This is a genomic window from Bacillus sp. z33 (genome assembly GCF_058313615.1).
In genome coordinates, this window is record NZ_JBZFQN010000003.1 from 577855 (window position 1) to 601145 (window position 23291).

Genomic DNA, 23291 nt, shown 5'->3' on the forward strand with positions numbered 1-23291 from the left:
AGATATATTTTATGAGGATGTGAATAAAAAACTTTCAGTGGCTAATTCATCACAGCCCATAGGCAGCCTAATTTAAGGTTTTGATTTTAGTAAAATACCACATTATTATTTTCCTAATTTTTAAACTAATAACTGATAATGACTATCGGTAGTTGTTGATTTTACTATTTTCATTGTCTATAATGAAAGACGACTCAATAGTGATTATCATTATCATTTAATGTTGTTGAGAAACCAATTTGACGGGGATTGCAAATGAGACTATGGATATTAGTATTAGCAACTGTTATCCTTTCCTTTATCTCGCTATTTATAGGGGCTATTGATATTAAACCGAGCGATCTGCTTGAATGGAATTCAGATAAGACGCAAATTTTCTTGATGAGTCGGTTGCCAAGGTTAATGGCTATTATTTTAGCTGGTGCAGGAATGGGAATTGCGGGCTTAATTATGCAAAGTTTAAGCCGAAATAAGTTCGTATCACCGACAACGGCAGGTACACTAGATGCGGCCAAATTAGGTGTCATTGTTTCAATGATATTCTTTACAGGCATGTCCTATATGGGCCAAATTTTATTTAGTTTTGCATTCGCCTTAATTGGAACATTTGTCTTTATGCAGCTGCTTGAACGTATAAAATTCAAAGATGTTATATTTGTACCTCTTATCGGGATTATGTACGGTAATATTATTGGTGCTATGTCGACGTTTTTAGGATATGAGGCAGATGTTTTGCAAAATGTAGAGTCATTCTTCTTAGGAAGTTTTACATTAGTCGTTTCTGGACGCTATGAATTACTGTATGTAGCAGTACCAGCGATACTTATTGCTTATATTTACGCTAACAAATTTACTGTAGCAGGTATGGGCGAGGATTTTGCCAAAAACTTAGGTTTAAGTTATCGTACAGTGTTAAATATCGGTCTTGTTATCGTAGCGCTCATTTCTACAACAGTTGTTTTAACAGTAGGAATGATACCGTTTTTAGGATTAATTGTACCGAATCTCGTTTCCTTGTATCTAGGAGATAATTTACGTAAAACAATTCCTCATACGATTTTCATGGGAGCGGCATTCTTATTGGCATGTGATATCCTAAGCCGATTAATTGTGCATCCATATGAGATACCGGTAAATACAACAGTCGCTGTAATTGGCAGTGCGATCTTCTTAATCATGTTGTTTAGGGGGAAAGCATATGCGAAAAAATAGTGTAAAGCTAATTATTTTGGCTGTTATTGCAATAGTTTGTATGGCGTTATTTGCCTTTTATAATATTCAAGGCGGTTTTAGTTACGCCTTTCCTAAGCGTGTGGAACGCTTAGCTGCAATGGTTATAACCGGTACGGCAATTGCGTATGCAACTGTGATTTTTCAGACGATTACACATAACCGTCTATTAACGCCTTCTGTTATGGGAATTGACTCCATGTATGAAGTCGTACAAACGGTGATTTACTTTACGGCAGGTTCGGCTTCTATCTTTGTTGTAAGCCGGTACTTAAATTTTGGTGTAGCAATCATTGCGATGGTAGTTTTCGCACTGATTTTGTATCGTTTTTTATTCCGGGCAGATAAATATCCGATTTTCCTTCTGTTATTGGCAGGTATGATTATTGGAACATTACTTGGAAGTTTGGTCACCTTTATGCAAGTTATCATCGATCCTGTAGAATATGAAAGTCTGCAAGCTCGTTTGTTTGCAAGCTTTATGAATGTGAAGACTGAATTATTGCTTATTTCAATTGTCATTTTAGGTGCAGCCTTTATTTACGGCTATCGATTATTACGTGATTTAGACGTAGTATCTTTAGGGCGTGATAATGCGATTAATCTAGGTGTAGCCTATGATAAAATTGTGCTGAAAGTTCTGATTTTATCGTCTGTTTTAATCGCTACTTCAACTGCGCTAGTTGGTCCAGTGACATTTTTAGGGTTAATTGTAGCAAATTTAGCTTATCAATATTTGGCTACATATAAACATTCCATATTAATTATTGGGGCGAGCTTAATCAGTATCATTGCGCTGGTAGGCGGACAATTCATGGTGCAGCATGTTTTCCAATTGAATACAACCATAAGTGTCGTAATTAACTTTGTCGGTGGGATTTACTTTATATACTTATTACTGAAGGAAAGTAGGAAAGCAGGATGATTGAAATTAAAGGGCTTTCTAAAAGCTTTGGGAAGAAATCTGTCATTGAAAATGTAACATTGCAAATCCAGCCAAAAGCCATCACATCTTTTATTGGTCCAAACGGTGCCGGTAAATCGACGTTATTATCCATGGTGAGCCGTCTCTTAGATGCTGATACAGGTGAAGTATTTTTAGATCAAACGGACGTTAAGAAAATGAAATCGGATACTTTTGCGAAGCGTGTGGCTATATTAAGACAGGCCAATCACTTGAATATTCGTTTAACTGTTCGCGAACTTGTTTCCTTTGGACGCTACCCCTATTCAAAAGGACGGCTGAGTGCAGAGGATGAAAGAATTGTAGACCAAGCCCTGGAGTATTTGAATTTAACAGAAATGCAAGATAAGTTGTTGGATGAGTTATCAGGCGGTCAAAAACAACGGGCTTTTATTTCTATGGTGATTGCTCAAGATACGGAATATATTTTATTAGATGAGCCATTAAATAATCTGGATATGAAACACTCTGTACAAATTATGAAAATCCTGCGTAAGCTAGTAGATGAGTTAGGGAAAACCGTTGTCATTGTATTGCATGATATAAATTTTGCTTCCGTATACTCTGATCGTATCGTGGCGTTAAAGGATGGACGACTTGTAAAGGATGGCCCAGCGCATGAGATTATTAACTCAGAATCCTTGCGTGATGTGTATGATATGCATATTCCTGTACAGGAGCAAGATGGTTGCCGTATTTGCGTTTACTTTAATTCTCATTAAGATCTGCAAAAAGCTGTGCTTATCTATTTCTGGAGCAATCAGCAAGCAGACGCTATATTTTAAAAAATCTAACATAAAATTATGCAAAGGACTTCAAAATAGTAACGTATTTTGAAGTCCTTTGTTATATGGAAATATATTTCTTTAAGAAAAAGGGAATAGAGACTTTACTAAGGTATCGCACAAAAAGAGAGGTAAACCTGCAAGTTGGGAGATCCTAAAATAGGATACTATTTGGCAAAGCAAGTAATAAAAAGGTTTATCAGAAAATTTAAAAGTGTTGACATAATTTGTGATTTTCCTTTAAAATGATAATATCAATTGAAAATGATAATCGTTTTCAATTAAACAGGATACCTAGGAGGAAAACAAAGGATGAAGAAGTGGAAAGTATTAACTGCAATGGCTGCTTTAACATTAGTGTTAACAGCTTGTAACTCAGGTGATGAGTCAACAACTGGAGGATCTTCTGAGAAAACAAAAACAGAAGAAAAAGGAACTACTGAAAGTTCTAAATATCCAATGACAGTATCTTCCTTAACAGATTCTCGTGAAGATGAAGAAAAAGGTACGACAACTACATTTGAAGATGTAAAATTAGATAAAATGCCTGAACGAATTGTTACACTTGATTATGGTTTCTTAGATACACTAGATGCAATGGGTGTTGAAGGAATCGTAGGAGTAGCAGCTGGCGGCGGTAAAGGGAATATGCCTGAACATTTAAAAGAAAAATATGTTACTGACGGTGTTGCTGATGTTGGTACATTAAAGCAAATCGATTTTGAAGCAGTAGCAGCTGCTGAGCCGGATGTTATTTTCATCTCTGGCCGTCAAACACCATTCTATGAAGAATTAAAAGAAATTACACCGAATGTAATCTTCATCGGTTCTGATAACGAGAATTACATAGAAGCTGTAAATGAAACAGTCGATTTAGCAGCTAAAATTTTCGATAAAGAAGAAAAAGGTAAAGAGTTAAAAGCGTCATTACAAGAGAAAGTTGATGCAGTAAAAGAAAAAGCAGCTGGTTATGACAATGCACTGGTAGCTATGTATAATGACAAGAAAATCTCTGGTTTCGATAATGGTGAAGATTCCCGTTTCGCATATGTTTACAATGACTTTGGCTTCAAACCGGCGACAACTGATATTGAAGCATCATCTCACGGTTCTGACTTCTCATATGAGTCAATCCTATCTGTAAACCCAGAAGTATTATTAATCATTGACCGTACTGCTTCTGATGTTGAAACAATTAAAAAAGATGTTGAAAATGATATTATCAAACAAACTCGTGCTTATAAAGACGGCAAGATCGTCTACTTAGACGGTGTGAACTGGTACTTCTCAAGTAACGGTGTAACAACTGAAGTAGAAAAACTAGATGAAATCTTAAACGAATTAAAATAATCTTTATCAATTAAGGAGCATGTCTTAAAAAGGACATGCTCCTTTCATAAAAAGGAGCGAGTAAAGTATGTATGTTCAGATTCGTAAGTGGATAGTAACAGAGGGGAACTCAGATAAGATACTGGCACGCTTCAAAAAGAAGCCAGATCAGGGACCGTCCTTGATAGAACAACGCGAAGGCTTTCTAGGCAGGGAGCTTTTAATGAAAAAAACAACACGCGGAGAAGAAGAAATAATTATGATCATTCGGTGGGAATCTGAGGATGCGTGGAAAGCATGGGAGAAGAGCCCTGAGCATATTGCGGGACATAAAGCGAAAATCAAAGAGCATGGTGGGAAACCACCCCAACCTGAATACGTGATTAATAGTGAGCATGGAAATTATTTCGTAGTTGAATAAGAATAATGACAACAAAACGCCCCTTGAAAGAAAGGGCGTTTTTTATAAAGTGAATTTCCCTTAATTTTTGAAACAAGAAACTCTTCCAGAATACATGCTTATTTATACCTGTCAGTCAATATACTAGAAGTTTTATATGTAAGGATCCTTAGAATTGCTGGAAATTAAAAGACTAAAGTTGGGGTTGACTCATCCATTATTTTGAATTCATAGCCTTTATGCTTCAGTCTGCGAATAATTTCGGGCAGTCCATCTACGATTGTAGTATTGCCGTTAAAATCGTGTAAGAGAATATATAGAGAATCTTTTTCATCCACCCCTTGCATAATTAATGTAAGTAATTTTTTTTCTGGAATGGGAGGGTTCAGTCCATCATTTGCATCACAATTCCAATCATAGTATTTATATCCTCTCTTTACTACCTCAGTTTTTAATTGATTCATTAAATTAGTACCGGCATATTGTTTAGCGACATAATTATTGGAACCACCAGGAAACCGTAAAATTTTTGGGCTTTCGCCTACTTCTTTTTTTAAGAATTCTTCAAGTTGATTAATATCTTTGAAAAATGAATCTGCAGATCGGTAAATTTTAGAATAATCGTGTGAGTAGGAATGTAGCCCAAGGGCATGGCCATCTTTAACAATCTCCTTATACAAATACATATGTCCCGGACTTGCTGTTCCTGTTACAAAAAAGGTTGCTTTGACATCCTGATTTTTAAGGATATCCAATATATCCTGTGTACAATTAGATGGTCCATCATCGAAACTGAGGTAGGCTGTTTTAGCAAATGATTCTACTGGTATGAAAAGTTGGAAAATGAGCAAAGTGATAACAGATAAAATACGCATAATAAACTCCTCTGTTAGAAAATGATTTTATTATAGTTTTCGATTACCGACTAAAATATATTCTTAAAAGAAGTTGAATAATAAGGTAAAATGTTTAATATCGAAAAGGAACATGTATAATAATACATAGGCATTTCAGAAAGGTTGATAAACATGATAGAGATACAAAGTTATACAGTGGAAAAACTAGAAGACCCATTTGGTATTCTTTCCGGGGAAAGATACGAATATTTACTGGAAATTGCTGTTCCCGAGGATGATGAGCTTTATACTGAAAAAGGTCTACAGTTACGTGTTATATATGTAATTGATGAAAATAAGGATCAAATTTCAAAGTATGAATTCATAGAAAGTGAAACACAAAGCGTTCTCGATTTTGAGCTTGAGGATGATGAGTTATCTATGGTGTTACAATTCTGTAAAGAACATACTGACGTAGAATATGAAGAAGATTGAAGAAGTCATAAATTACAGATAGTATAAGAATTATGAACATAGAATAATGCAAGAGTGCCTTATTCATAAGGATAATAGGGAAACCGGTGTAATTCCGGTGCAGCCCCCGCTACTGTATGCGCGGATGAAATGGTTTGTAAACCACTGGCTCGTTTTTTGAGCATAGGAAGGTAAATCAGAGTAAATTGATGCGTTAAGCCAGGAGACCTGCTCTTTCATTGCATGTACTATTTTTCGGAGGGAAGAGTAGGGCAGCCCGAGCCTCTTGCATTAGTATGGGTATCTGCCTTAGCTTTTTTTCGAGCTAAGGTTTTTTTATTATTTAAAAGTATGGGGGAATAACAGTGTTGAAAAAGCAAAACTATTCATTTTTATTTGTTTTAACGTTACTATTGTCCATTTTTTTATTTGGATGTTCATCGGCTAATGATGACTCAACTCAGAAAAAAGAGGTTTCTGAATCCGCATCCGCGGCTTTTCCAATTGAGCTGAAGGATGGGTCGGGCGAAATAATTAAGATTGAGGAACAACCTGAAAGCATCGTATCTTTATTGCCAAGCAATACTGAAACTGCCTATGCACTTGGCCTGGGTGAGAAAATTGTGGCTGTATCTGATTACTGTAATTTTCCGACAGAGGCTGCTGACAAACCTAAAGTTGGCGGTTTAGAAATCAATGTAGAAAAAGTTTTGGAATTAAATCCTGATTTAGTTTTGCTTTCAGCAAGCCATTTTAATAATGCCAAGGATACAATCAAGCAATTTAAAGCAGTTGGTATTAATGTAATTATTGTTCCAGATGCGAATTCATTTGAAGAAGCATATGGGACAATTGAGTTAATTGCGAAGGCTACAGGGACATCCGAAAAGGGTGAAAAAATTATTGATGATATGAAGAAAGCAGTAGCAGACATTAAAGAGAAGGCCAGCAATATAAAAGATAAAAAGAAAGTGTGGATTGAAGTATCCTCCTCTCCAGATTTATATACGGCAGGCAGCGGAACCTTTATGGGAGATATGCTTGAAATCATTCAGGCAGAAAATATTGCCGCCGATCAAAAAGGATGGGTTACGATGAGTGAAGAACAAGTTATTGAGCGCGAGCCTGATGTAATTATTACTACATATGGTTATTATATTGAAAATCCTGAAGAACAGATATATGGAAGAAAGGCCTGGTCTGAAGTACCTGCTGTTAAAGATAAGCAGATTTATGATGTAAATAACGATACTGTGTCACGCCCAGGACCACGTTTAACGGAAGGTTTACAACTGTTATCTGAAAAAATCTATCCTAATATTTTTAAATAAATAGTACTATTTAAGAGCTGAACCGGACTAATACGGGGAGGCTTTTTTTGTCGAATTAAATATTTTAAATATTCTAATAATAATATTGATATTTTCCTTTTGCGAACGTAAGATGATACTAATACGTATTCGTACTCACACATGGGATTGGAAGGATAAGCATGTTATTTGTAAATGATCTGCCGACTGCAGCAAGGGATAAAATGCTATATGCAGCCCTGCAATTATTCACTACTAGAGGCTATAAAAACACATCAGTTCTGGATATCGTGGAATATGCGCGTGTCTCAAAAACGACGTTTTACCAACAATTCGGCAATAAAGAGACTTTGATTGTTGCTTTATGTGAAAGCTTGATTGGAGACATTGCGGAAGAGATTAAACTTTCTGCTTTTAATGAACCTAGAACTGGTTATAAAGCGTACGCAGGTATATTGCGCTACTTGGAACTTTGTTTTACCAATAAGGCTGTTGCCAATTTTATTTTGCTTGAATCGGTTGGGATATCTCAGGAGGTAGAAGTGGTCAGACGAGAAGCACTTAAGAGTTTTGGAGATCTCATCTTTATTTTTGCTTATCAGGAGTTTCCGGAGAATATGAATGAAGAGGAAATTCGAATTATATCCCAGGCAATGGTTGGCGCAATTAATGAAGTGGTTATTCAAAAATTCAGGGAGCCAAATCATCAAAAGATAGATGTAGAATATCTGGCAAGATTATTAAACCGGCTGGTAATGAACTCATTTAGCAATCTTTCAATCTATTAAACCAGTTGTATAGATATGAAGGAGGGAGAAAGTTGGTATCATTTTTACCAAGTGAGGAAGAACAGGCATTTGTTAATGTGGCAAAGGATTTTGCATTACATAAAATTCGTCCACATGCCAGACAAATAGAAAAAAATCAAGGTGTTAGTGAGGAGATTATAAGGCAATTGCGTGATCTTGGATTATTAAATCTGGAATTGCCCGAATCATTTGGAGGATTGGAACTGCCGCTCGTTTCCCAGGTTCAAATTGCCGAGGCGCTTACTTATGGTGACCTTAATACAATTCAGGGTCTACCAGGTGCAGGAGAGGGAGCTTCGTTTTTTAGGTTAAGAGAAGAACATCATCTATTTTCTTCTTATCAAGCTCAATGTGCATCTGGAAATTATCCAACAGTGGCCCTTGTGTATCCAAATCAGCAAAAGTTGGAAATCAGGAAAACGGATAATGGATATATTATTGACGGAGAAACGAGCCCATTGAAAAATGCCAGAACGGCTGAATACCTTTTAATAGCCGGTATTGATACAAATGGTGAAGCAGTGTTGCTCTTTTTAGACCGAATTAATCATTCTTGGAAAGTAATAGAGGGTGATTATCGCTTAGGCTTATTGAGTGCTGGTTTCGCTCGAATCCACTTCAGTGAAGTAACTGCTACCAATATGGCGATTATGGCAAGCGGTTCAGAAGCAGAAATATGGTTGAAAGATTCATTAAGCCGCATCCGTACATTAGAGGCTGCGAAAGAAATTGGCGTTATGGCAGCTGCTCTTAACTATACAGTGGAATACACCTCCCAGAGAAAGGCATTTGGTACTGAAATTGCGAAGTTCCAGGGTGTTTCTTTTACTGTTGCCCAAATGGCGATTCAGACAGGGATAGCCAGGCATCTTGTTTTACATGCAGCAAAACAAATTGATGAAGGAGAGTCAAATGCCGTTTTTCATAGTATTCAGGCACTTAACAGAGCCCATCAATCGCTTCGATATGTAACAGACTCGAGCGTACAGCTCCTCGGAGGACATGGATATGTTCAGGAACATCCCGTGGAAAAATGGATGCGGGATGGTCAGGCACAAATTGGCTGGTTTGAGCAAGAAGGAGATTTAGAAATCAGGGCAGGAAACTGGATCATTCATAGTTCGGAGAGGGGGGTGAGCAATGATCACTTACGAGTTGACGCCACATCAAAGCCAAGTTAAAGAGATGGTTCATTGGTTTGCAGAAAACGAAATACGATCCGTATCCATGATTGCTGACCAATTAAAGAAAGTGCCTGATGATTGGCTAAACAAAGTAAATCAACTCGGAATTACACTCAGTACATCTTCATTTGGGAAGTCAAACGAGGTGAAAACGAATAAAGACTCTAGAAAAGTGAAGGAGCGCCAGGGGAATCGTTTGGGAGTAATTGCTTCAGAGGAGCTGGGCTGGGGAGATTGTGCAGTTGCTTTAACACTTCCGGGTCCGGGGCTTGGCGGACCTCCTGTTCAGCATAGTGGCACACCTGAACAAAAGGAACGATTTTTATCCATTTTTTCAAGAGATGAAGAACCAAGATGGGGAGCATATGCCTTGACTGAGCCGGAGGCAGGCTCAGATGTATCTGGTTTACAGACGACAGCTGTTAAAGTAGATGGCGGTTATGTCATAAATGGACAGAAAATATTCATTACCAATGGGAAAAGAGCTTCTTGGGTTGTTGTATTTGCTACGGTAGATCGCAATCTGGGAAGAGCCGGGCACCGGGCTTTTGTCATAGAAAAAGGTACACCGGGCTTTTCTTGTTCAAGGCTGGCAGAGAAAATGGGGCTTCGTGCTTCGGAAACAGCAGAACTTGTTTTTGAGGATTGTTTTGTCCCGTATGAAAATTTACTGGGCGGAGAAGAGGCTTATAGCAATAAAGGGAATGGATCAGGTGGATTCAGGGTTGCTATGAAAACGTTCGACAGCACAAGACCCATCATAGCAGCCATGGCTACGGGAATCGGAAGAGCCGCCTACGAATATACATTGGATTTTGTAAAAAAAGAATATCCTCAGCACGGCAACCATTATCAACAAGCCCTGAGGCTATTGGCAGAAATGCAGCAGAAAATACTAGGGGCACGTCTGTTAACTTGGGAAGCTGCCTGGAAAGCGGATTTAGGAAAACCAAATGCAAAAGAAGCGGCCATGTGTAAGGCCTACGGAGGTAAGATTGCATTGGAAGTCACTTCGGCATGTCAGGAAATTCTTGGACCATATGGTTTAGAAGGTCATCTTGTTGAGAAATTGTATCGTGATGCAAAAATCTATGACATTTTTGAAGGGACCAATCAAATTCAGCAATTAATCATTGCGCGTCATCTTTATGATCCATATGGGATTCGCGTGTGATGAATTTATTAATCATGTCAGGAGGTGGTGAAAAGAAAAGCATCTGAAGTAATTTGTTTTAAAAACTGATAATTCAAATATTTAAAAGGTATAAATAAAAGGAGGATTTTTAAATGGGAAAAGCGATTGAAGAATATACATTAGCGGAGTCCTTTGCAAAAATTGAGGAGGCATTTCAAAGTAATCCACAGCCACTACAAGGGATTACCACCCGTTATCAGTTTACGATTACCGGTTCCGAAGAAGGAATCTACCAGCTCAATATTCATGATGGTCAGGCAGAAGTCGTAGAAGGAGAAGAAATATCTGCAGATTGCACACTTATCATGTCCGTTGAAAACTTCAGACAATTCCTTGTCGGCAAATTAAGCGGCACAGTAGCCTTCATGTCCGGCAAACTAAAAATCAAAGGCGACATCGGCAAAGCCATCAAACTAGAAGGAATATTAAAACAATATAACGTGAAGGAATATTTATAAGAAAAGCTGAGGCGACTGGGCAGGCCCGAAAAGCATAAGAGGGAGGCGCGTAGGGAGTGAATTTAAGGAACAAAGACTAAGAACGCCACATCGTGTGGCAACGTCTTTGTGACCTACGTCGTGTAGGCCTCCGCAGTGTCTACCCTTATGACTCGAGCGGTTGGTTAGGCCCTGAAGCTAGATTGCTCGAAAAGCTGAAGTGGCTTGCTTAAAAGCGAGGAGTATAAGACAGAGGCTCGTAGGGGATGTTCTTCCCCCGGAGAGGCTATGCTTATGTCCTGAGCTTTTAGCCACGGAAGCTAGATCCGAGACGAAAGGCTGGAGTGGATTGCTCAAAAGCAGGAAATCGCCATTATAAAAGATAGGAGGCGGGTTAAGTGGGAAAAAATTGTGTATTAGAAGTAAACGAAAAGATTGCGATCCTTACGATTAATCGCCCTCCCCTAAATACATTGAGCAGAGATACATTATATGAAATTGGCTCCTATTTAGACGATATAGAGAACTCCAACGAAATAAGAGCGATTATTTTAACCGGAGCAGGAGAAAAATCTTTTTCGGCTGGAGCTGATGTGAATGAATTTGCTGATTTGGCGGAGCCGGAAAAAGCAAGGGCAACGATTCAAGGTATGCATGACTTATTCAATCGGATAGAGTTCTTCCCAAAACCCGTTATCGCAAGTATAAATGGATGTGCGCTCGGCGGAGGAAATGAACTGCAAATGGCCTGCCACCTGGTTATAGCTGCGGACACAGCGGAGTTTGCATTACCTGAAATAAAACTTGGAATTATGCCAGGTTATGGAGGGACCCAAAGGCTGCCAAGATTGATTGGCCGTAGGCGGGCGCTTGAATTAATGTTAAGCGGGGAAAAAATATCAGCAATCAAAGCACTGGAATACGGGTTGATTAATAAAGTTGTGCCTGCAAAAATGCTGAAGTATGAAACCTTAGCAATTGCTACCCGATTGGCTGATGGGCCGCCACTTGCGCTTCAAGGCATCATAGATTCAGTCATGAGAGGTACTGATGTTTCCTTGGAGGACGGGATTTCTATTGAATTGGATAATATGTTAAAAATAGCCCAATCAGAAGATGCAATGGAGGGGATTAGTGCCTTTTCTATGAAAAGAAAGGCAGAGTTTACCGGTAAATAATCAACGGAAGACCGACGGAATGAGACAGTTCACCAGGTAAATTTAAAGCCCATTGGATATGGAGTACCAATGGGCTTTTAGGTTACTTATGTTTATGGAATCCTTCTTCCATTAAATAAGATTTTGCTTCATTATATGATGGGAACGTTCCATCCAGGTTTAAGCCTGCGTATACATTCCACATATCATCCTCGAACATAATGGTAAGAGTATGACCTTCATTATTTATCCAAGTTTCCTCTTCACTAGTGGTATCGGTGTCATGATTTTCAAACCGATCAGTAGATAGAAGCTGAATGGATTTTGATATAATTGTTTCCAATTGCTCTGCGGAAAAATCTCTGATGTTTACCAAACCTTTATAATCAATACGGTAACCTGGGATTCCTTCAGCGTAGACAAAACCATTGCCGTTAGGGTGCAGGTGGTAGACTACATTCATTTTATCTGATTTGCTTTCAGGATATTGATAATTGACACGTCCAAGAGAAACATTTTTACGTTCGAGTTCCTTAAAGGACTCTATAATTGCGATTTTTTCTTCAAAAGTTAACATACTGCCTCCAGAAAAGTGGATTTTACTATTCGTTCATTATACCATTAATGGATCGTTTACGTTATGCTCAAAGCATGTAATTGTGGATTCTGATAAACAAGGGAGGTTATAAAGATGAATAACGGAAAAAATCGCAGTGATATACGAGCAGGATTAGAAGTCGATATCGTTTTAAAAAAGGACCAGCGTACCGGAACCTTAACTCGGGGTATTGTTAAAGATATACTAACCAATTCAGCAACACATCCGCATGGCATTAAAGTACGGTTAACGGATGGCCAGGTCGGAAGGGTTCAGCATATTATTAAATAATGAGGACAACCGCCGTTTTTAATTATCCTAGATGGTGAATGACAGTATAGCCCCAATAATTAAGAAGCTGATCTATTGATCAGCTTCTTGTTGTTTGAGCATCCTTATGATGAAATGGGCACTTTCCGGCAATAGGTTCTATATCGTCACCGATAAAGTATTGCTTCCATTCATTATGATGGGGATCGCCGTAATGGCTGATGTCGGGATGTTTCGGGAGTTGATCCCATTTTTCTACACGTTCACGAACTTTCTCTCTGGACATAATCCCGCCTTTTTCCGTTCCCTCAAGTCCTTCAAAAATCATTCGCGGCTGAAAGCCAAGAACTAAACTATTACCGAGGTCACGTGTTTTACGTTGTTTGTAGGCAGGACAATTACCAAAGATAAAGAATGGTTCGCCGGCAAAGTGAAAGTCCCACAGGAAATGCTCAGGATCTTTCGGTTTATCTTCCGGCCATAGTTTAGGATCATGTTCGTGTAAATATTGCAGAATCCTCCAAAAGTAATCCCTGTAGTAAGGGATATCGCGTTCCTCTTTCTCAGGTTCCACAAATACAAATAATCCATGCCTGATATGTGGAGGCTCTTTAAATAATTCAAGGAAACTTTCTACTGCTTTCGGTAGAGAGGACCAATCCTCATGAGTCATATACGCATAACGGAGTTCGCCTTTATTCTCTGCTTTCATACCAAAATAACAAGGAAATGTAGGGTCAGTCACAGTGTTATGGAATGTTTCGTACTCCTTAGTTACCCATTCGGGTACGACTTGTGGATTCGTCATATCTTGCTTTTCTAATAAATTGGTTTTTTGCTGTAGCATACTGTATATTCCCCTATAGATTCATTTTATTTAGTTCTTTATTCCCTAAAAATTGTTATTAAAACATACGAATAATAGTAAAACGTTGTTTTTTGTTTATAAAAAGGAGCTAGAGGGGGGTGGAATTTATTCATATATTGGCAGTTTTTAAGAATCTACTTTCGTATGGTCCAATTTCCTGCAGCAATATTATTAAATGGCAAAAGTCTTATAACTTCTATAAATCATCCTTGCCATGATTTCATCAAGGGCCCTTCCTTGCCAGTAACTGGATCGGTTTTAGGAAGTGGTACTTTACTGATCTCTACTAATACTTCGGGACGTTCATTTTCCTTCCCATATTTAGTGTTATAGTTCATTCCATCTGGATAAGCACCCGCGACAGAAAAGTCAGAGCTGGCATTCAGGCGTTTATGTCCGGTACCGGCTGGAAGCACGATTACATCGCCTGTATGAACATGAATTTCTGTGCCTTTTTCACCGCCAATCATTAATGTGGCTTCTCCTTTAATAACACCGAGTACCTCATGTGAATTACTGTGATAATGATGATAATCAAATACTCCATCAATCCAACTGTTGAGCCATTGGTTTTTATTGAAAAGAATCTCCATATTGGATTCCGGGTTTTGGACGGCTTGTTTATAGAGAACGACGGGTAAGCTTGGGTTATTAGGGATTGTTCCGTCATCTTTCAAGAAAAAGGTTTGATAATGATTCATAGTATTTCCTCCTTTTTTGTTTAAGAAATTCCCTGTTTCGAAAGTGATAAACAGGGCCTGTCACATATTGTTAGTGAGAGTTTGCTAGCCAGGTAGGATTTTTAAGAGGATTAAACAAATAGCATTATAAAAGTAGGAAGTAGAAAGTGGAGAACGATCCTTATGGTTATGAGTGATTTATAGTGAAAAAGAGTGATAAGAGGATAATCCTGCAATGAATAAATCTAGTTTTAATGGTACCTGATTGTATTCGGCTAAATAGTATATAAGAATTTCTGATTATAAAATATTTGTTTGAAGAGATTAAAAGAAGGTAATTTTATAAAATAATGAAATTACTTTACTTTTAACTGCAGTAGAATCCGTGTATAATGCACATTAATATAAAATCGGTTTGATAAATATACAAAAATATACAGGGGGGAGACCGAATGAGAGACGTCACTTTATTAGATATCTTTGAACATCGCATAGCTCAGAAATATTTAAATCGTTCTGGCTTGGCACATGCTATTGCCGTTGCTTATCATGCCTTTCATTTAGCTAAAGAGCAGAAGGTGGATGTGGATTCTGCTGCGAAGGCAGGTCTGCTTCATGATATTGGACATTTTACTTGGTACCGGAATGGTAAATGGGATTATGATTTATATAGGGAAAATGATATTCATCCAATAAAGGGAGCTGAAAGAGCTCATAAATTATTAATTAGGCTTGGTGAAAATCCGATTCAAGCAAAGGTTATTTCCCACGCCATTTTATTTCATACCGATTCCTTTTTACCTTCGAATGATATAATGAGGACACCGCTTCAGCAAGTAGTGAAATGGGCAGATGAAAAGGATGAAGAAGAAGGTGGACTTCACCATTATCGGAAAATAGATTACGAACGAGCAAAAGCCAGTATCATAAAACTGGATTCTATGATTGATAAGGAATTAAAAGAACATAAAAAAATGGTATAAATAAACCCCCTTCAGTTGTGAGACGAGGGGGATTTTTATGCTTGCTTTTGTGCAAATAGAAATTATTCATAAAATGTTCTCTTTATGCCTACCCGGAATACGAATATAATAAATTTGGATAGAATGAGATATATTTCCATGTTGGGTGTAAAAACCGTAATACATAGATCGGGGGAAATGATATGGGTTTTAAAGCACCACACGAAATTGCTATAGCAGCAGTAGAAGCAGGTGTGAAGAAGACCAGTTTATCATTAACAAATTTATTAGTATTGGGATTTTTGGGTGGTGCTTATATTTCAGTGGGTTATTTACTGTATATCCGAGTAACCGCAAGCTTGCCGGAAGATTGGGGAACATTTGGAACATTTATAGGAGCAGCCGTTTTCCCGCTTGGACTTATTTTAATCTTAATTGCCGGCGGAGAATTATTGACCGGAAACATGATGGCCGTGCCAATGGCCTGGCTCGCCAAACGAATCCCTTTATCACGTCTAGTGCATAATTGGTTTTGGGTCACGATTAGTAATTTTGCGGGAGCCATATTTGTAGCCTATTTCTTTGGCCATTTAGGAGAGTTTACAGCAAGTGGGGTTTATCTCGAAAAAACCGTGGACATTGCTGCTCATAAAATCGATGTAGATTTTTGGCCGGCTCTTATCTCAGGAGTTGGATGTAACTGGCTCGTAGCACTTGGCATATGGCTCTCATACAGTGCCAACGATATTGGAGGGAAAATAGCAGGAATATGGTTCCCAATCATGGCATTTGTGGCAATTGGTTTTCAGCACGTAGTAGCGAATATGTTTGTGATTCCGGCAGCTATATTCGAAGGTTATTTTACTTGGATGGATTATCTTATAAATTTTGTACCTGTATTTTTGGGGAATGCCATCGGCGGATCTGTTCTCGTTGCGCTTCTGTATTGGAAATCCTATCAATCATCTATTGTCCCTTCAATTGATAATGAGAATGGTAAATAGGAAGTTTTAAAGAATATAACTTGTTTTATAGAAAGAGTATTGGTTATAAATTATCTAATAAATAGCGACTAAACACTTGGATTAAAAGAGATCCAAGTGTTTTTAGAAAAGATGGAATGATTAATTATTAACAAGTATACGATTTAATCATATATCCATGTAATATATTTAATGGGAGCCATTTATGAATCGGGACAGCTTGTCTATTATTGAAAAACAGTTAGTCTTCTTCACCTTGACGGGCAGCCCAAAGAACAATGGCTAATATAATAAATAATATTTCCATTATAGGATCCTTTGTAACAGCTTTTAAAAGTACTAATAGGATGACCCCATTCACAGGATTTTCGTCTGTCAGCATAATCACAATAATGTCCAGCAGCGGGAGGGCAAAATCCAATATATTAAAATCATTTTCAGATTTCATTCTTACAGTCCCTTCCGTTTTTTTACCATCGTATTCGAAGGAAATAGAAGAGGTGTGTTTTCGCAGAGATAAAGGGCGTAAGACAAATGCGTGGCAAGATATTTATACGAACAGTAAACCGAATGGAGGTTGTTGAAATGGATATTACTTTGGTGAAAGCAGAGGAAAGGGACGCAACAGATTTATTAGCCAACCAACGTGAAGCATTTATGCCTCTGCTGGAGAAATATAAGGATTATGATACAAATCCTGCAGCTGAGGGCATTGAAAGGGTATTGAAGCGAGTGAACAATCGCAATGGTGTGTTTTATAAAATTCTATTTAACAGACAGTTTGTTGGAGCTATTAATATTCAATGGAGAGAAGGGACCGAAGTATATAAAATTAGTCCCATGTTCGTTTTACCTGAGTATCAGGGTATGGGAATTGCTCAGAAAACGATAAAAATCGCTGAACAGTACTACCCACAGGCGGAAAGTTGGGAATTGGCGACGATCAAAGAGGAAGAAGGCAATTGTCATCTGTATGAAAAGATGGGCTATATTCGAACAGGTGAACTCAGAAAATTGAATGAGAATACTACGTTAATTTATTATAAAAAACTCATAAGAAGCAGGTAGTTGGTCTCAAGGCGTAGGCGATAGTAGTATATATTTTCCACCCTCAAGAGAGTATTCTATCGAAATTTTTTGTCCGGATTTAAGAATAGCAAATAGGATACATATAGAGTAAGCACTGCTGACAATACGGAAAATTATTCTATGTTAAAATAATCACAAAGGAGGCAGGTGCTTATGAATACAATTCCCCTAATTATTGCTGTTATCGCAGGGATTCTCTATGGATCAGTGCGCTCCATAAAAATGCAAAACAGTGAGGAAGATTCTTTAAAGAAGGAAGCAGGCCTATACTTACAAAGTATTGTAGTCTGTATCGCAGTTTATTTAATAGTGAGTTACGTTCAGACAATCTAAAATCTTTCCATACATATTCTGTAGGATCCTTTCTGTAAAAGGGATTTACCACTGCATGTATCAAAACTGAACAATATGAAATATGGGGAAAAGAACAGGCCCTAAAATGAAAACAGGTGGAGATAAACGAGTCGTTTTTCTCCACCTGTTCATGATGAAAAAGGAACGCTCTTAATTGCATTTCTTTTTCAATGAGTATATTAAGAACATTGGCATTCATGGGCTTCTAAAAGTTGTTTATAATGCTTTGCTTTCTTGTATTGTGTAATTTTGTAAAGATACTGTGATGGGTGCTTAGCATTGCTAACAGCGTGTATAGCATTTATGTATTCTATATTATGTTTTGTTTCAGATTTGTTGCTTATTGTGATTGTATTCATGATTACACCTCATAAGTCTTGTTTAACTAAACGGAGTATACAACAAATTTTTATCGATTTTTCATTTCTAACAATCTTGTTAGTATGTGATAAGTCCTTGTTATTTTGCAGATAAGTAGTATTTTTATGAATTTTTAAATGAAAACTCAACCTTAAGGAATTATGAAAGAAATAGGGTTCCAAGGTGGACATTCTAAATGTGCAATTAATATATGTAAAAATACAAAGATAGTTAGCTTTATTAATTAGTACTTTTATTTATTAGGCTTTGTTAAAGTTCATTGTTGATTGGATTAGCTGGTTGATCGTAGTAGATGGCCTGAGATTGCTTAGAAAAGCGAGGCTCCCGGACCGTCCGCGTAAAGCGAAGGCCAGGAATGGATATTAACATTTAAGGTTAACCGAGCTATAAAAAAAGCTGCAACTAGGCAGCTTTTTAACTTTCTATATTTTTGATTCTTCTATCGAGCGTTTATGCCCTTTATAGATAAAATAGAGGGAAATAAACATAAATAGTAATGCAAAAACACGTTTAATGTCTAATTCTATGACTAAACTGTTGAACCATCCAAAATGATCGATCATTACCCCAATTATAAGTTGACCAGCTATTCCAGAAATATTAGTTGCGATAACCCCAATTCTAGGAACTGCCATGACAGTCAGAAGTAAATACATAGTGCCTAAAAATGCTGCACTCAATTGCCATTTAGGTGCTTCTAGAAGTCCAAGTACATTTCCACTACCAAAAAACATAATAAAAATGGTAAGAAACATTGTTCCAGTAAGAAAGGTTAGAAAGGTTGTTTCAATTGTTCCGGCTTTTCGACTAAATGTACCATTTATAGATGATTGAGCGCTTAATGTAATACCGCCAATCAATGTGAATAAAATCATAAGTAACCCCATAATTATGTACCTCCTAGTTGATTAATATAAGTGCAATAATCATTGAAATAACTGCAAAGATTTTTTCTTTATTAATTCTTGTTTTTTTACTACCCAGCCAACCAAAATGTTCAATAACCATACTCATGATTAATTGTCCGATAATTACTGCAACCATTGTTATACCAACACCAACAAATGGGACACTTACAACGATGGAGGTTAAATAAACAACACCTAGAACACCACCAAGTAACGACCATTTAGGTGCTTCAAATGTATAGGAAAGCTTTCCTTTTCCAAAAAACAACCACAATAGTCCCATAATAATTGAACCCATAAAGAAGTTATAAAAGCTTGTTTCTATTTGTCCAACTGATTTTCCTAATTCAGCATAGATAGCTCCTTCAAAACTAAGGGCTGCTCCAGCCAATAGAGCTAATATGAAAAATATAAAGCGCATAGATGATATCTCCTTTTTTGTATAATTGCATATCTAGAAGAATAGATATAATTGAGTAAAAAAAACAGAAATCGATATAAATTAGATCTCTGTTCTAAAGTAATTAGCTAACTGTTGAAGAAATTCTTCATTACGCCTATAGTAAGTCCATTGTCCATGACGAATTGATTCAAGTAAACCAGCTTTTTGCATCATGTTTAAGTAGCTAGAAACCGTAGATTGAGAAATCTTGGCTTTTTCTTGAATATCTCCAACACATACTCCACCCTTGTAATTAACCTCCTTTGGTAGGTGAGCGCCTTGTTTTGGGAAGTACTTCTCTGGTTCCTTTAACCACTTTAGAATATTGAGTCTTGTTTCATTAGATAACGCTTTGAATACATCAATTAATTCCATGAGCATAATTATATCGAGATTTCCCGATATGTCAAGTTGATGGAATAAAAATTATAATATGTGAAATAAATAAATTACAGTTGATGAAATAGAGAAGTTTCTTGTTGAAATTGAGGCAGAATAAATAAGGATATGAATAAGAGTTAGGGAGGCATAAACAGATTAATAATTATAAATTAAATGCAAATGTTTGTGAACTTTGATGGTTATTGAGATGGAAGAGGGAGGGGATAAAAAGAAAAAACCCTTGCTACACAAGGGTTTTCTGGTAATGGAGCTAAGGGGATTCGAACCCCTGACCTCTTCGCTGCCAGCGAAGCATTCTCCCGCTGAACTATAGCCCCATAATATAAAGTTAAACTGTACAATCTTATTTTAACTAATTTAGAATGAAAGTCAATCTTGTTTTAATTATCATTTAATTCTGAAATATAATGTATATTAGTTACTTTGATATGGAAGCGGAAGTATAATGTTTAAAATGTATGATAGCTATGGGCTTGAAAATGAGATGAAATCTAATGGTAAGATATATCAAAAGGATTCAAGTAATAAAATGGCATATAAAGAGGAGCAGAAGGGAAACTAGAGTGGTTTCTCTTCTGCTCCATACTAATCAGAGTTATGCATTTTCAATTTCAATACTCATTATTCCTTCGATTTTCGAAATGGAATAATAAACATCCGTTATACGGCGTTTGCTGTCAATAGTGCTTTTTAAGCGAATTTGATGACTGTTAGTCAAATCTTTTATACGAACAGATTTGATTGAAATCTCTTTTTGTTCTATTAATTCTATAATGGGTGCAATACTGTCTTTTTCAGCAATGATTAACTGGAGAAGCAGGTCTTTTTCCCTGAATTTCTTAGGCCCGATATGACTAAATAATAATGGGAGCCACTCAACGCTGATGATTAGTAAGAATACCCCAGCGATTGCTTCCATATAAAAGCCTGCTCCAACTGTTATGCCTATACCACCTGCTCCCCAAATTAATGCTGCAGTAGTTAAACCGGAAATGCTGTCATTTCCTCTTCTCAATATAACCCCTGCACCGATGAATCCAATCCCAGATACAATCTGAGCTGCAAGACGGAGCGGATCCATTGTAACTGTTACGCCTAATGAGGAGCCTTTCGCATTATAGGCAGATTCAATAGAGACAATAGTTAATAAACAGCTAACTATGGAGATTACGAGAGATGTTTTCAGACCAACCGGTTTTCTTTTAATTTCCCGCTCCAATCCTATGATTAATCCAAGTACAGCTGATATGCATAGTTTAATAATCATTTGTAAATCAATTGAAAAATCCATGTAGGTACCCATCCTTTATAAATAAGTTCTTCTATATAGAATAGAATATGATACGATGAGGTTCCAGAATAATGAATTATTAGAAAAATTATTTAAGTTTCAGAGAAGGATGAAGTATATGAAACTGTCACTCTTCAAACCTTATTTTGCTATTGTTATTGGTGTTATAGCAGTCTCTTTTTCAGCGATACTTGTCCGTTATTCGGAAGCGCCATCCAGTGTCATCGCCTTTTATCGCATGTTATTTTCCAGTTTGATTCTTTTACCTTTCTTCTGTAAAGGGTCTATTAAAGAAATAAAGGGGATTAATAAAAAAGATTGGATATTATGCATATTGGCTGGTGGCTTTCTTGCATTTCATTTTATTTTGTGGTTTGAATCTCTCCAACACACATCTGTGGCTAATTCGACTGTATTGGTAACGTTGCAGCCTTTATTTGCTTTTTTAGGTACCTATTTTTTATTTAAAGAACGAATCTCTATTGGAGGAGCCATAAGTATTATCATAGCAATTGCCGGCAGTATCTTAATTAGTGCCAGTGATTTTGCACATGATAGGCTTGCTTTGTTCGGGGATGTACTGGCCTTGATAGCATGTGCACTGGCAACGGCGTATTTTTTAATTGGACAAATAGTTCGTAAAAGGATTGGACTTACTGCTTACACATTTATTGTATATGGTATAAGTGCATTCATCTTACTAATTTATGTATTGGGAAGTGGACATGAGTTAGTCCATTATTCTATAGAAGAATGGTACCTATTTATTTTGCTGGCAATAGTACCAACCCTATTGGGACATTCGCTCTTCAATTGGGCAATAGAATGGGTAAGTACAACGAAAATATCAATGGCGATACTATTCGAACCTATAGGTGCAACAGTATTGGCTTACTATTTATTTAATGAAACCATATCAGTTATGCAATTGGTTGGTGCCTTATTTGTATTAATGGGATTATCTTTATTCATTTTAGTGAATAATAGAAAAGACCTATTGGTGGATCGTGTTGTTAAATAATAAGCTACATCGCAAGGTACCCATACTAGTTTTCCTTGCAATTTATTTAGATAATAAATGTCGTAGCTAGTTTTATGAGTACCTATATGGAATGGATGAAAAGGATAACAGGTTCAAAATATAAATGATATAATGAATGAATAGGTTCTGACTGAAATTTGGTGTGAGGAAAGGGACAAAAACGACCAAAAACATTGATTAAATGCTGGTAAGTTTAATATTGTCTCATGATGCTATGGAGAAATAATATAAAAAAGCGAAAAAAAGTGAAAAAAGTACTTGCACTCTAATATATGTACATGATATATTAACTATCGTTCACTTCGTTGAATGCTCGTCAAACAAAAAACTTTTAAAAAGTTGTTGACGAAGATAAGGTATTCTGATATATTATAAAAGTCGCTAATGCGAACAAGATAACAAAAGAAAATGAAGTCAAAAAAACTTTTTAAAAAAGTTGTTGACAACAAAATGTTATCTTGATATAATATAAAAGTCGCCAACACGACAGATTGTTCTTTGAAAACTAAACAAAACGAAACGCCAAGCAAGTCTAAAAAACAAGAGATTTTTTAAATCTCGTCAATTTGCTTTAAAACATTAGCTAGATCAAACATCTTTCGGAGAGTTTGATCCTGGCTCAGGATGAACGCTGGCGGCGTGCCTAATACATGCAAGTCGAGCGAATCAAAGGGAGCTTGCTCCCGATGATTAGCGGCGGACGGGTGAGTAACACGTGGGCAACCTGCCCGTAAGATTGGGATAACTCCGGGAAACCGGTGCTAATACCGAATAGGTTCTCTTTTCACATGAGGAGAGAAGGAAAGTTGGCTTCGGCTAACACTTACGGATGGGCCCGCGGCGCATTAGCTAGTTGGTGAGGTAACGGCTCACCAAGGCAACGATGCGTAGCCGACCTGAGAGGGTGATCG

The 23291-nt window shown here is 37.1% G+C and carries 27 protein-coding genes, 1 tRNA gene, 1 rRNA gene and 1 riboswitch; of the genes, 19 read left to right on the top strand and 10 right to left on the bottom strand.

What is annotated here, in order from left to right:
- Positions 1-255 precede the first annotated feature (255 nt).
- From AC4G3L_RS14535 to AC4G3L_RS14555, 5 genes are all read left to right on the top strand, one after another.
- Positions 256-1212 (top strand): ABC transporter permease, encoded by a 957-nt coding sequence (locus AC4G3L_RS14535; protein WP_491077693.1) that lies wholly within the window; start codon positions 256-258, stop codon positions 1210-1212.
- Positions 1199-2155 carry an iron chelate uptake ABC transporter family permease subunit gene (locus AC4G3L_RS14540; protein ID WP_491077694.1) on the top strand — a complete coding sequence of 319 codons (957 nt, stop codon included), beginning with the start codon at positions 1199-1201 and terminating at the stop codon, positions 2153-2155. Before AC4G3L_RS14535 ends, AC4G3L_RS14540 begins: the two co-directional genes overlap by 14 nt.
- Complete coding sequence (locus AC4G3L_RS14545; RefSeq protein WP_491077695.1) at positions 2152-2916, top strand: iron ABC transporter ATP-binding protein; 765 nt, start codon at positions 2152-2154, stop codon at positions 2914-2916. Before AC4G3L_RS14540 ends, AC4G3L_RS14545 begins: the two co-directional genes overlap by 4 nt.
- 375 nt (positions 2917-3291) lie before the next feature.
- Positions 3292-4329 carry a siderophore ABC transporter substrate-binding protein gene (locus AC4G3L_RS14550; protein WP_491077696.1) on the top strand — a complete coding sequence of 346 codons (1038 nt, stop codon included), beginning with the start codon at positions 3292-3294 and terminating at the stop codon, positions 4327-4329.
- Positions 4330-4396: 67 nt separating this feature from the next.
- Complete coding sequence (locus tag AC4G3L_RS14555) at positions 4397-4729, top strand: antibiotic biosynthesis monooxygenase family protein (protein ID WP_491077697.1); 333 nt, start codon at positions 4397-4399, stop codon at positions 4727-4729.
- A gap of 164 nt (positions 4730-4893) precedes the next feature.
- On the opposite strand, the gene AC4G3L_RS14560 is transcribed toward AC4G3L_RS14555, so the two are convergent.
- A complete protein-coding gene (locus AC4G3L_RS14560) occupies positions 4894-5583 on the bottom strand; it encodes a polysaccharide deacetylase family protein (protein ID WP_491077698.1) in 690 nt (229 codons plus the stop codon).
- A gap of 153 nt (positions 5584-5736) precedes the next feature.
- Here AC4G3L_RS14560 and AC4G3L_RS14565 point away from each other — a divergent pair, with 153 nt between their 5' ends.
- The 7 genes from AC4G3L_RS14565 to AC4G3L_RS14595 all read left to right on the top strand — a co-directional run bounded on the left by AC4G3L_RS14565 (position 5737) and on the right by AC4G3L_RS14595 (position 12131).
- Positions 5737-6039, top strand: a complete 303-nt coding sequence (locus AC4G3L_RS14565; protein ID WP_491077699.1) for a DUF6509 family protein — start codon at positions 5737-5739, stop codon at positions 6037-6039.
- 35 nt (positions 6040-6074) lie between these two features.
- Positions 6075-6268, top strand: a riboswitch (cobalamin riboswitch).
- Between the two features lie 118 nt (positions 6269-6386).
- Entirely contained in the window at positions 6387-7349 is a 963-nt protein-coding gene (locus AC4G3L_RS14570; RefSeq protein WP_491077744.1) for an ABC transporter substrate-binding protein, read from the top strand.
- Between the two features lie 161 nt (positions 7350-7510).
- A complete protein-coding gene (locus AC4G3L_RS14575) occupies positions 7511-8116 on the top strand; it encodes a TetR/AcrR family transcriptional regulator (protein WP_491077700.1) in 606 nt (201 codons plus the stop codon).
- 32 nt (positions 8117-8148) lie between these two features.
- Positions 8149-9318 (top strand): acyl-CoA dehydrogenase family protein, encoded by a 1170-nt coding sequence (locus AC4G3L_RS14580; RefSeq protein ID WP_491077701.1) that lies wholly within the window; start codon positions 8149-8151, stop codon positions 9316-9318.
- Positions 9278-10495: an acyl-CoA dehydrogenase family protein gene (locus tag AC4G3L_RS14585; RefSeq protein ID WP_491077702.1), complete on the top strand. Its 1218-nt coding sequence runs from the start codon at positions 9278-9280 to the stop codon at positions 10493-10495. Before AC4G3L_RS14580 ends, AC4G3L_RS14585 begins: the two co-directional genes overlap by 41 nt.
- 113 nt (positions 10496-10608) lie before the next feature.
- Positions 10609-10974 carry an SCP2 sterol-binding domain-containing protein gene (locus tag AC4G3L_RS14590; protein WP_491077703.1) on the top strand — a complete coding sequence of 122 codons (366 nt, stop codon included), beginning with the start codon at positions 10609-10611 and terminating at the stop codon, positions 10972-10974.
- A 377-nt stretch (positions 10975-11351) separates the two neighbouring features.
- On the top strand, positions 11352-12131 hold the full coding sequence (locus AC4G3L_RS14595) for an enoyl-CoA hydratase/isomerase family protein (RefSeq protein WP_491077704.1): 780 nt from the start codon (positions 11352-11354) through the stop codon (positions 12129-12131).
- 82 nt (positions 12132-12213) lie between these two features.
- On the opposite strand, the gene AC4G3L_RS14600 is transcribed toward AC4G3L_RS14595, so the two are convergent.
- The gene (locus AC4G3L_RS14600) at positions 12214-12687 is read right to left on the bottom strand and encodes a hypothetical protein (RefSeq protein ID WP_491077705.1); all 474 of its coding nucleotides are present in this window, start codon (positions 12685-12687) and stop codon (positions 12214-12216) included.
- 114 nt (positions 12688-12801) lie between these two features.
- Between AC4G3L_RS14600 and AC4G3L_RS14605 the strand changes: the two genes are divergently transcribed.
- Complete coding sequence (locus tag AC4G3L_RS14605; RefSeq protein ID WP_491077706.1) at positions 12802-12999, top strand: YwbE family protein; 198 nt, start codon at positions 12802-12804, stop codon at positions 12997-12999.
- A gap of 79 nt (positions 13000-13078) precedes the next feature.
- On the opposite strand, the gene AC4G3L_RS14610 is transcribed toward AC4G3L_RS14605, so the two are convergent.
- Together AC4G3L_RS14610 and AC4G3L_RS14615 are read right to left on the bottom strand one after the other, a co-directional pair.
- Complete coding sequence (locus AC4G3L_RS14610; RefSeq protein WP_491077707.1) at positions 13079-13825, bottom strand: YqcI/YcgG family protein; 747 nt, start codon at positions 13823-13825, stop codon at positions 13079-13081.
- Between the two features lie 224 nt (positions 13826-14049).
- Positions 14050-14547 (bottom strand): cupin domain-containing protein, encoded by a 498-nt coding sequence (locus AC4G3L_RS14615; RefSeq protein WP_491077708.1) that lies wholly within the window; start codon positions 14545-14547, stop codon positions 14050-14052.
- 431 nt (positions 14548-14978) lie between these two features.
- Between AC4G3L_RS14615 and AC4G3L_RS14620 the strand changes: the two genes are divergently transcribed.
- Together AC4G3L_RS14620 and AC4G3L_RS14625 are read left to right on the top strand one after the other, a co-directional pair.
- On the top strand, positions 14979-15509 hold the full coding sequence (locus tag AC4G3L_RS14620) for an HD domain-containing protein (protein ID WP_491077709.1): 531 nt from the start codon (positions 14979-14981) through the stop codon (positions 15507-15509).
- 182 nt (positions 15510-15691) lie between these two features.
- On the top strand, positions 15692-16492 hold the full coding sequence (locus AC4G3L_RS14625; protein WP_491077710.1) for a formate/nitrite transporter family protein: 801 nt from the start codon (positions 15692-15694) through the stop codon (positions 16490-16492).
- A 220-nt stretch (positions 16493-16712) separates the two neighbouring features.
- Here AC4G3L_RS14625 and AC4G3L_RS14630 read toward each other — a convergent pair whose 3' ends face one another.
- On the bottom strand, positions 16713-16919 hold the full coding sequence (locus tag AC4G3L_RS14630; protein ID WP_491077711.1) for a hypothetical protein: 207 nt from the start codon (positions 16917-16919) through the stop codon (positions 16713-16715).
- Between the two features lie 137 nt (positions 16920-17056).
- On the opposite strand from AC4G3L_RS14630, the gene AC4G3L_RS14635 reads away from it, so the two are divergent.
- Both AC4G3L_RS14635 and AC4G3L_RS14640 read left to right on the top strand, forming a co-directional pair.
- Positions 17057-17539 (top strand): GNAT family N-acetyltransferase, encoded by a 483-nt coding sequence (locus AC4G3L_RS14635; protein ID WP_491077745.1) that lies wholly within the window; start codon positions 17057-17059, stop codon positions 17537-17539.
- A 174-nt stretch (positions 17540-17713) separates the two neighbouring features.
- A complete protein-coding gene (locus AC4G3L_RS14640) occupies positions 17714-17893 on the top strand; it encodes a hypothetical protein (protein WP_491077712.1) in 180 nt (59 codons plus the stop codon).
- Between the two features lie 824 nt (positions 17894-18717).
- Here AC4G3L_RS14640 and AC4G3L_RS14645 read toward each other — a convergent pair.
- The 5 genes from AC4G3L_RS14645 to AC4G3L_RS14665 all read right to left on the bottom strand — a co-directional run bounded on the left by AC4G3L_RS14645 (position 18718) and on the right by AC4G3L_RS14665 (position 21326).
- A complete protein-coding gene (locus AC4G3L_RS14645; protein WP_491077713.1) occupies positions 18718-19182 on the bottom strand; it encodes a DMT family transporter in 465 nt (154 codons plus the stop codon).
- Between the two features lie 13 nt (positions 19183-19195).
- Positions 19196-19624 (bottom strand): DMT family transporter, encoded by a 429-nt coding sequence (locus AC4G3L_RS14650; RefSeq protein WP_491077714.1) that lies wholly within the window; start codon positions 19622-19624, stop codon positions 19196-19198.
- Between the two features lie 81 nt (positions 19625-19705).
- Complete coding sequence (locus tag AC4G3L_RS14655) at positions 19706-20020, bottom strand: ArsR/SmtB family transcription factor (RefSeq protein WP_491077746.1); 315 nt, start codon at positions 20018-20020, stop codon at positions 19706-19708.
- Positions 20021-20292: 272 nt separating this feature from the next.
- A tRNA-Ala gene (locus tag AC4G3L_RS14660) sits at positions 20293-20364 on the bottom strand.
- A 278-nt stretch (positions 20365-20642) separates the two neighbouring features.
- On the bottom strand, positions 20643-21326 hold the full coding sequence (locus tag AC4G3L_RS14665) for an MgtC/SapB family protein (RefSeq protein WP_491077747.1): 684 nt from the start codon (positions 21324-21326) through the stop codon (positions 20643-20645).
- Positions 21327-21456: 130 nt separating this feature from the next.
- Here AC4G3L_RS14665 and AC4G3L_RS14670 point away from each other — a divergent pair, with 130 nt between their 5' ends.
- A complete protein-coding gene (locus AC4G3L_RS14670; protein WP_491077715.1) occupies positions 21457-22359 on the top strand; it encodes a DMT family transporter in 903 nt (300 codons plus the stop codon).
- A 617-nt stretch (positions 22360-22976) separates the two neighbouring features.
- Positions 22977-23291: ribosomal RNA gene (locus tag AC4G3L_RS14675) — 16S ribosomal RNA — on the top strand; the annotation flags it as partial.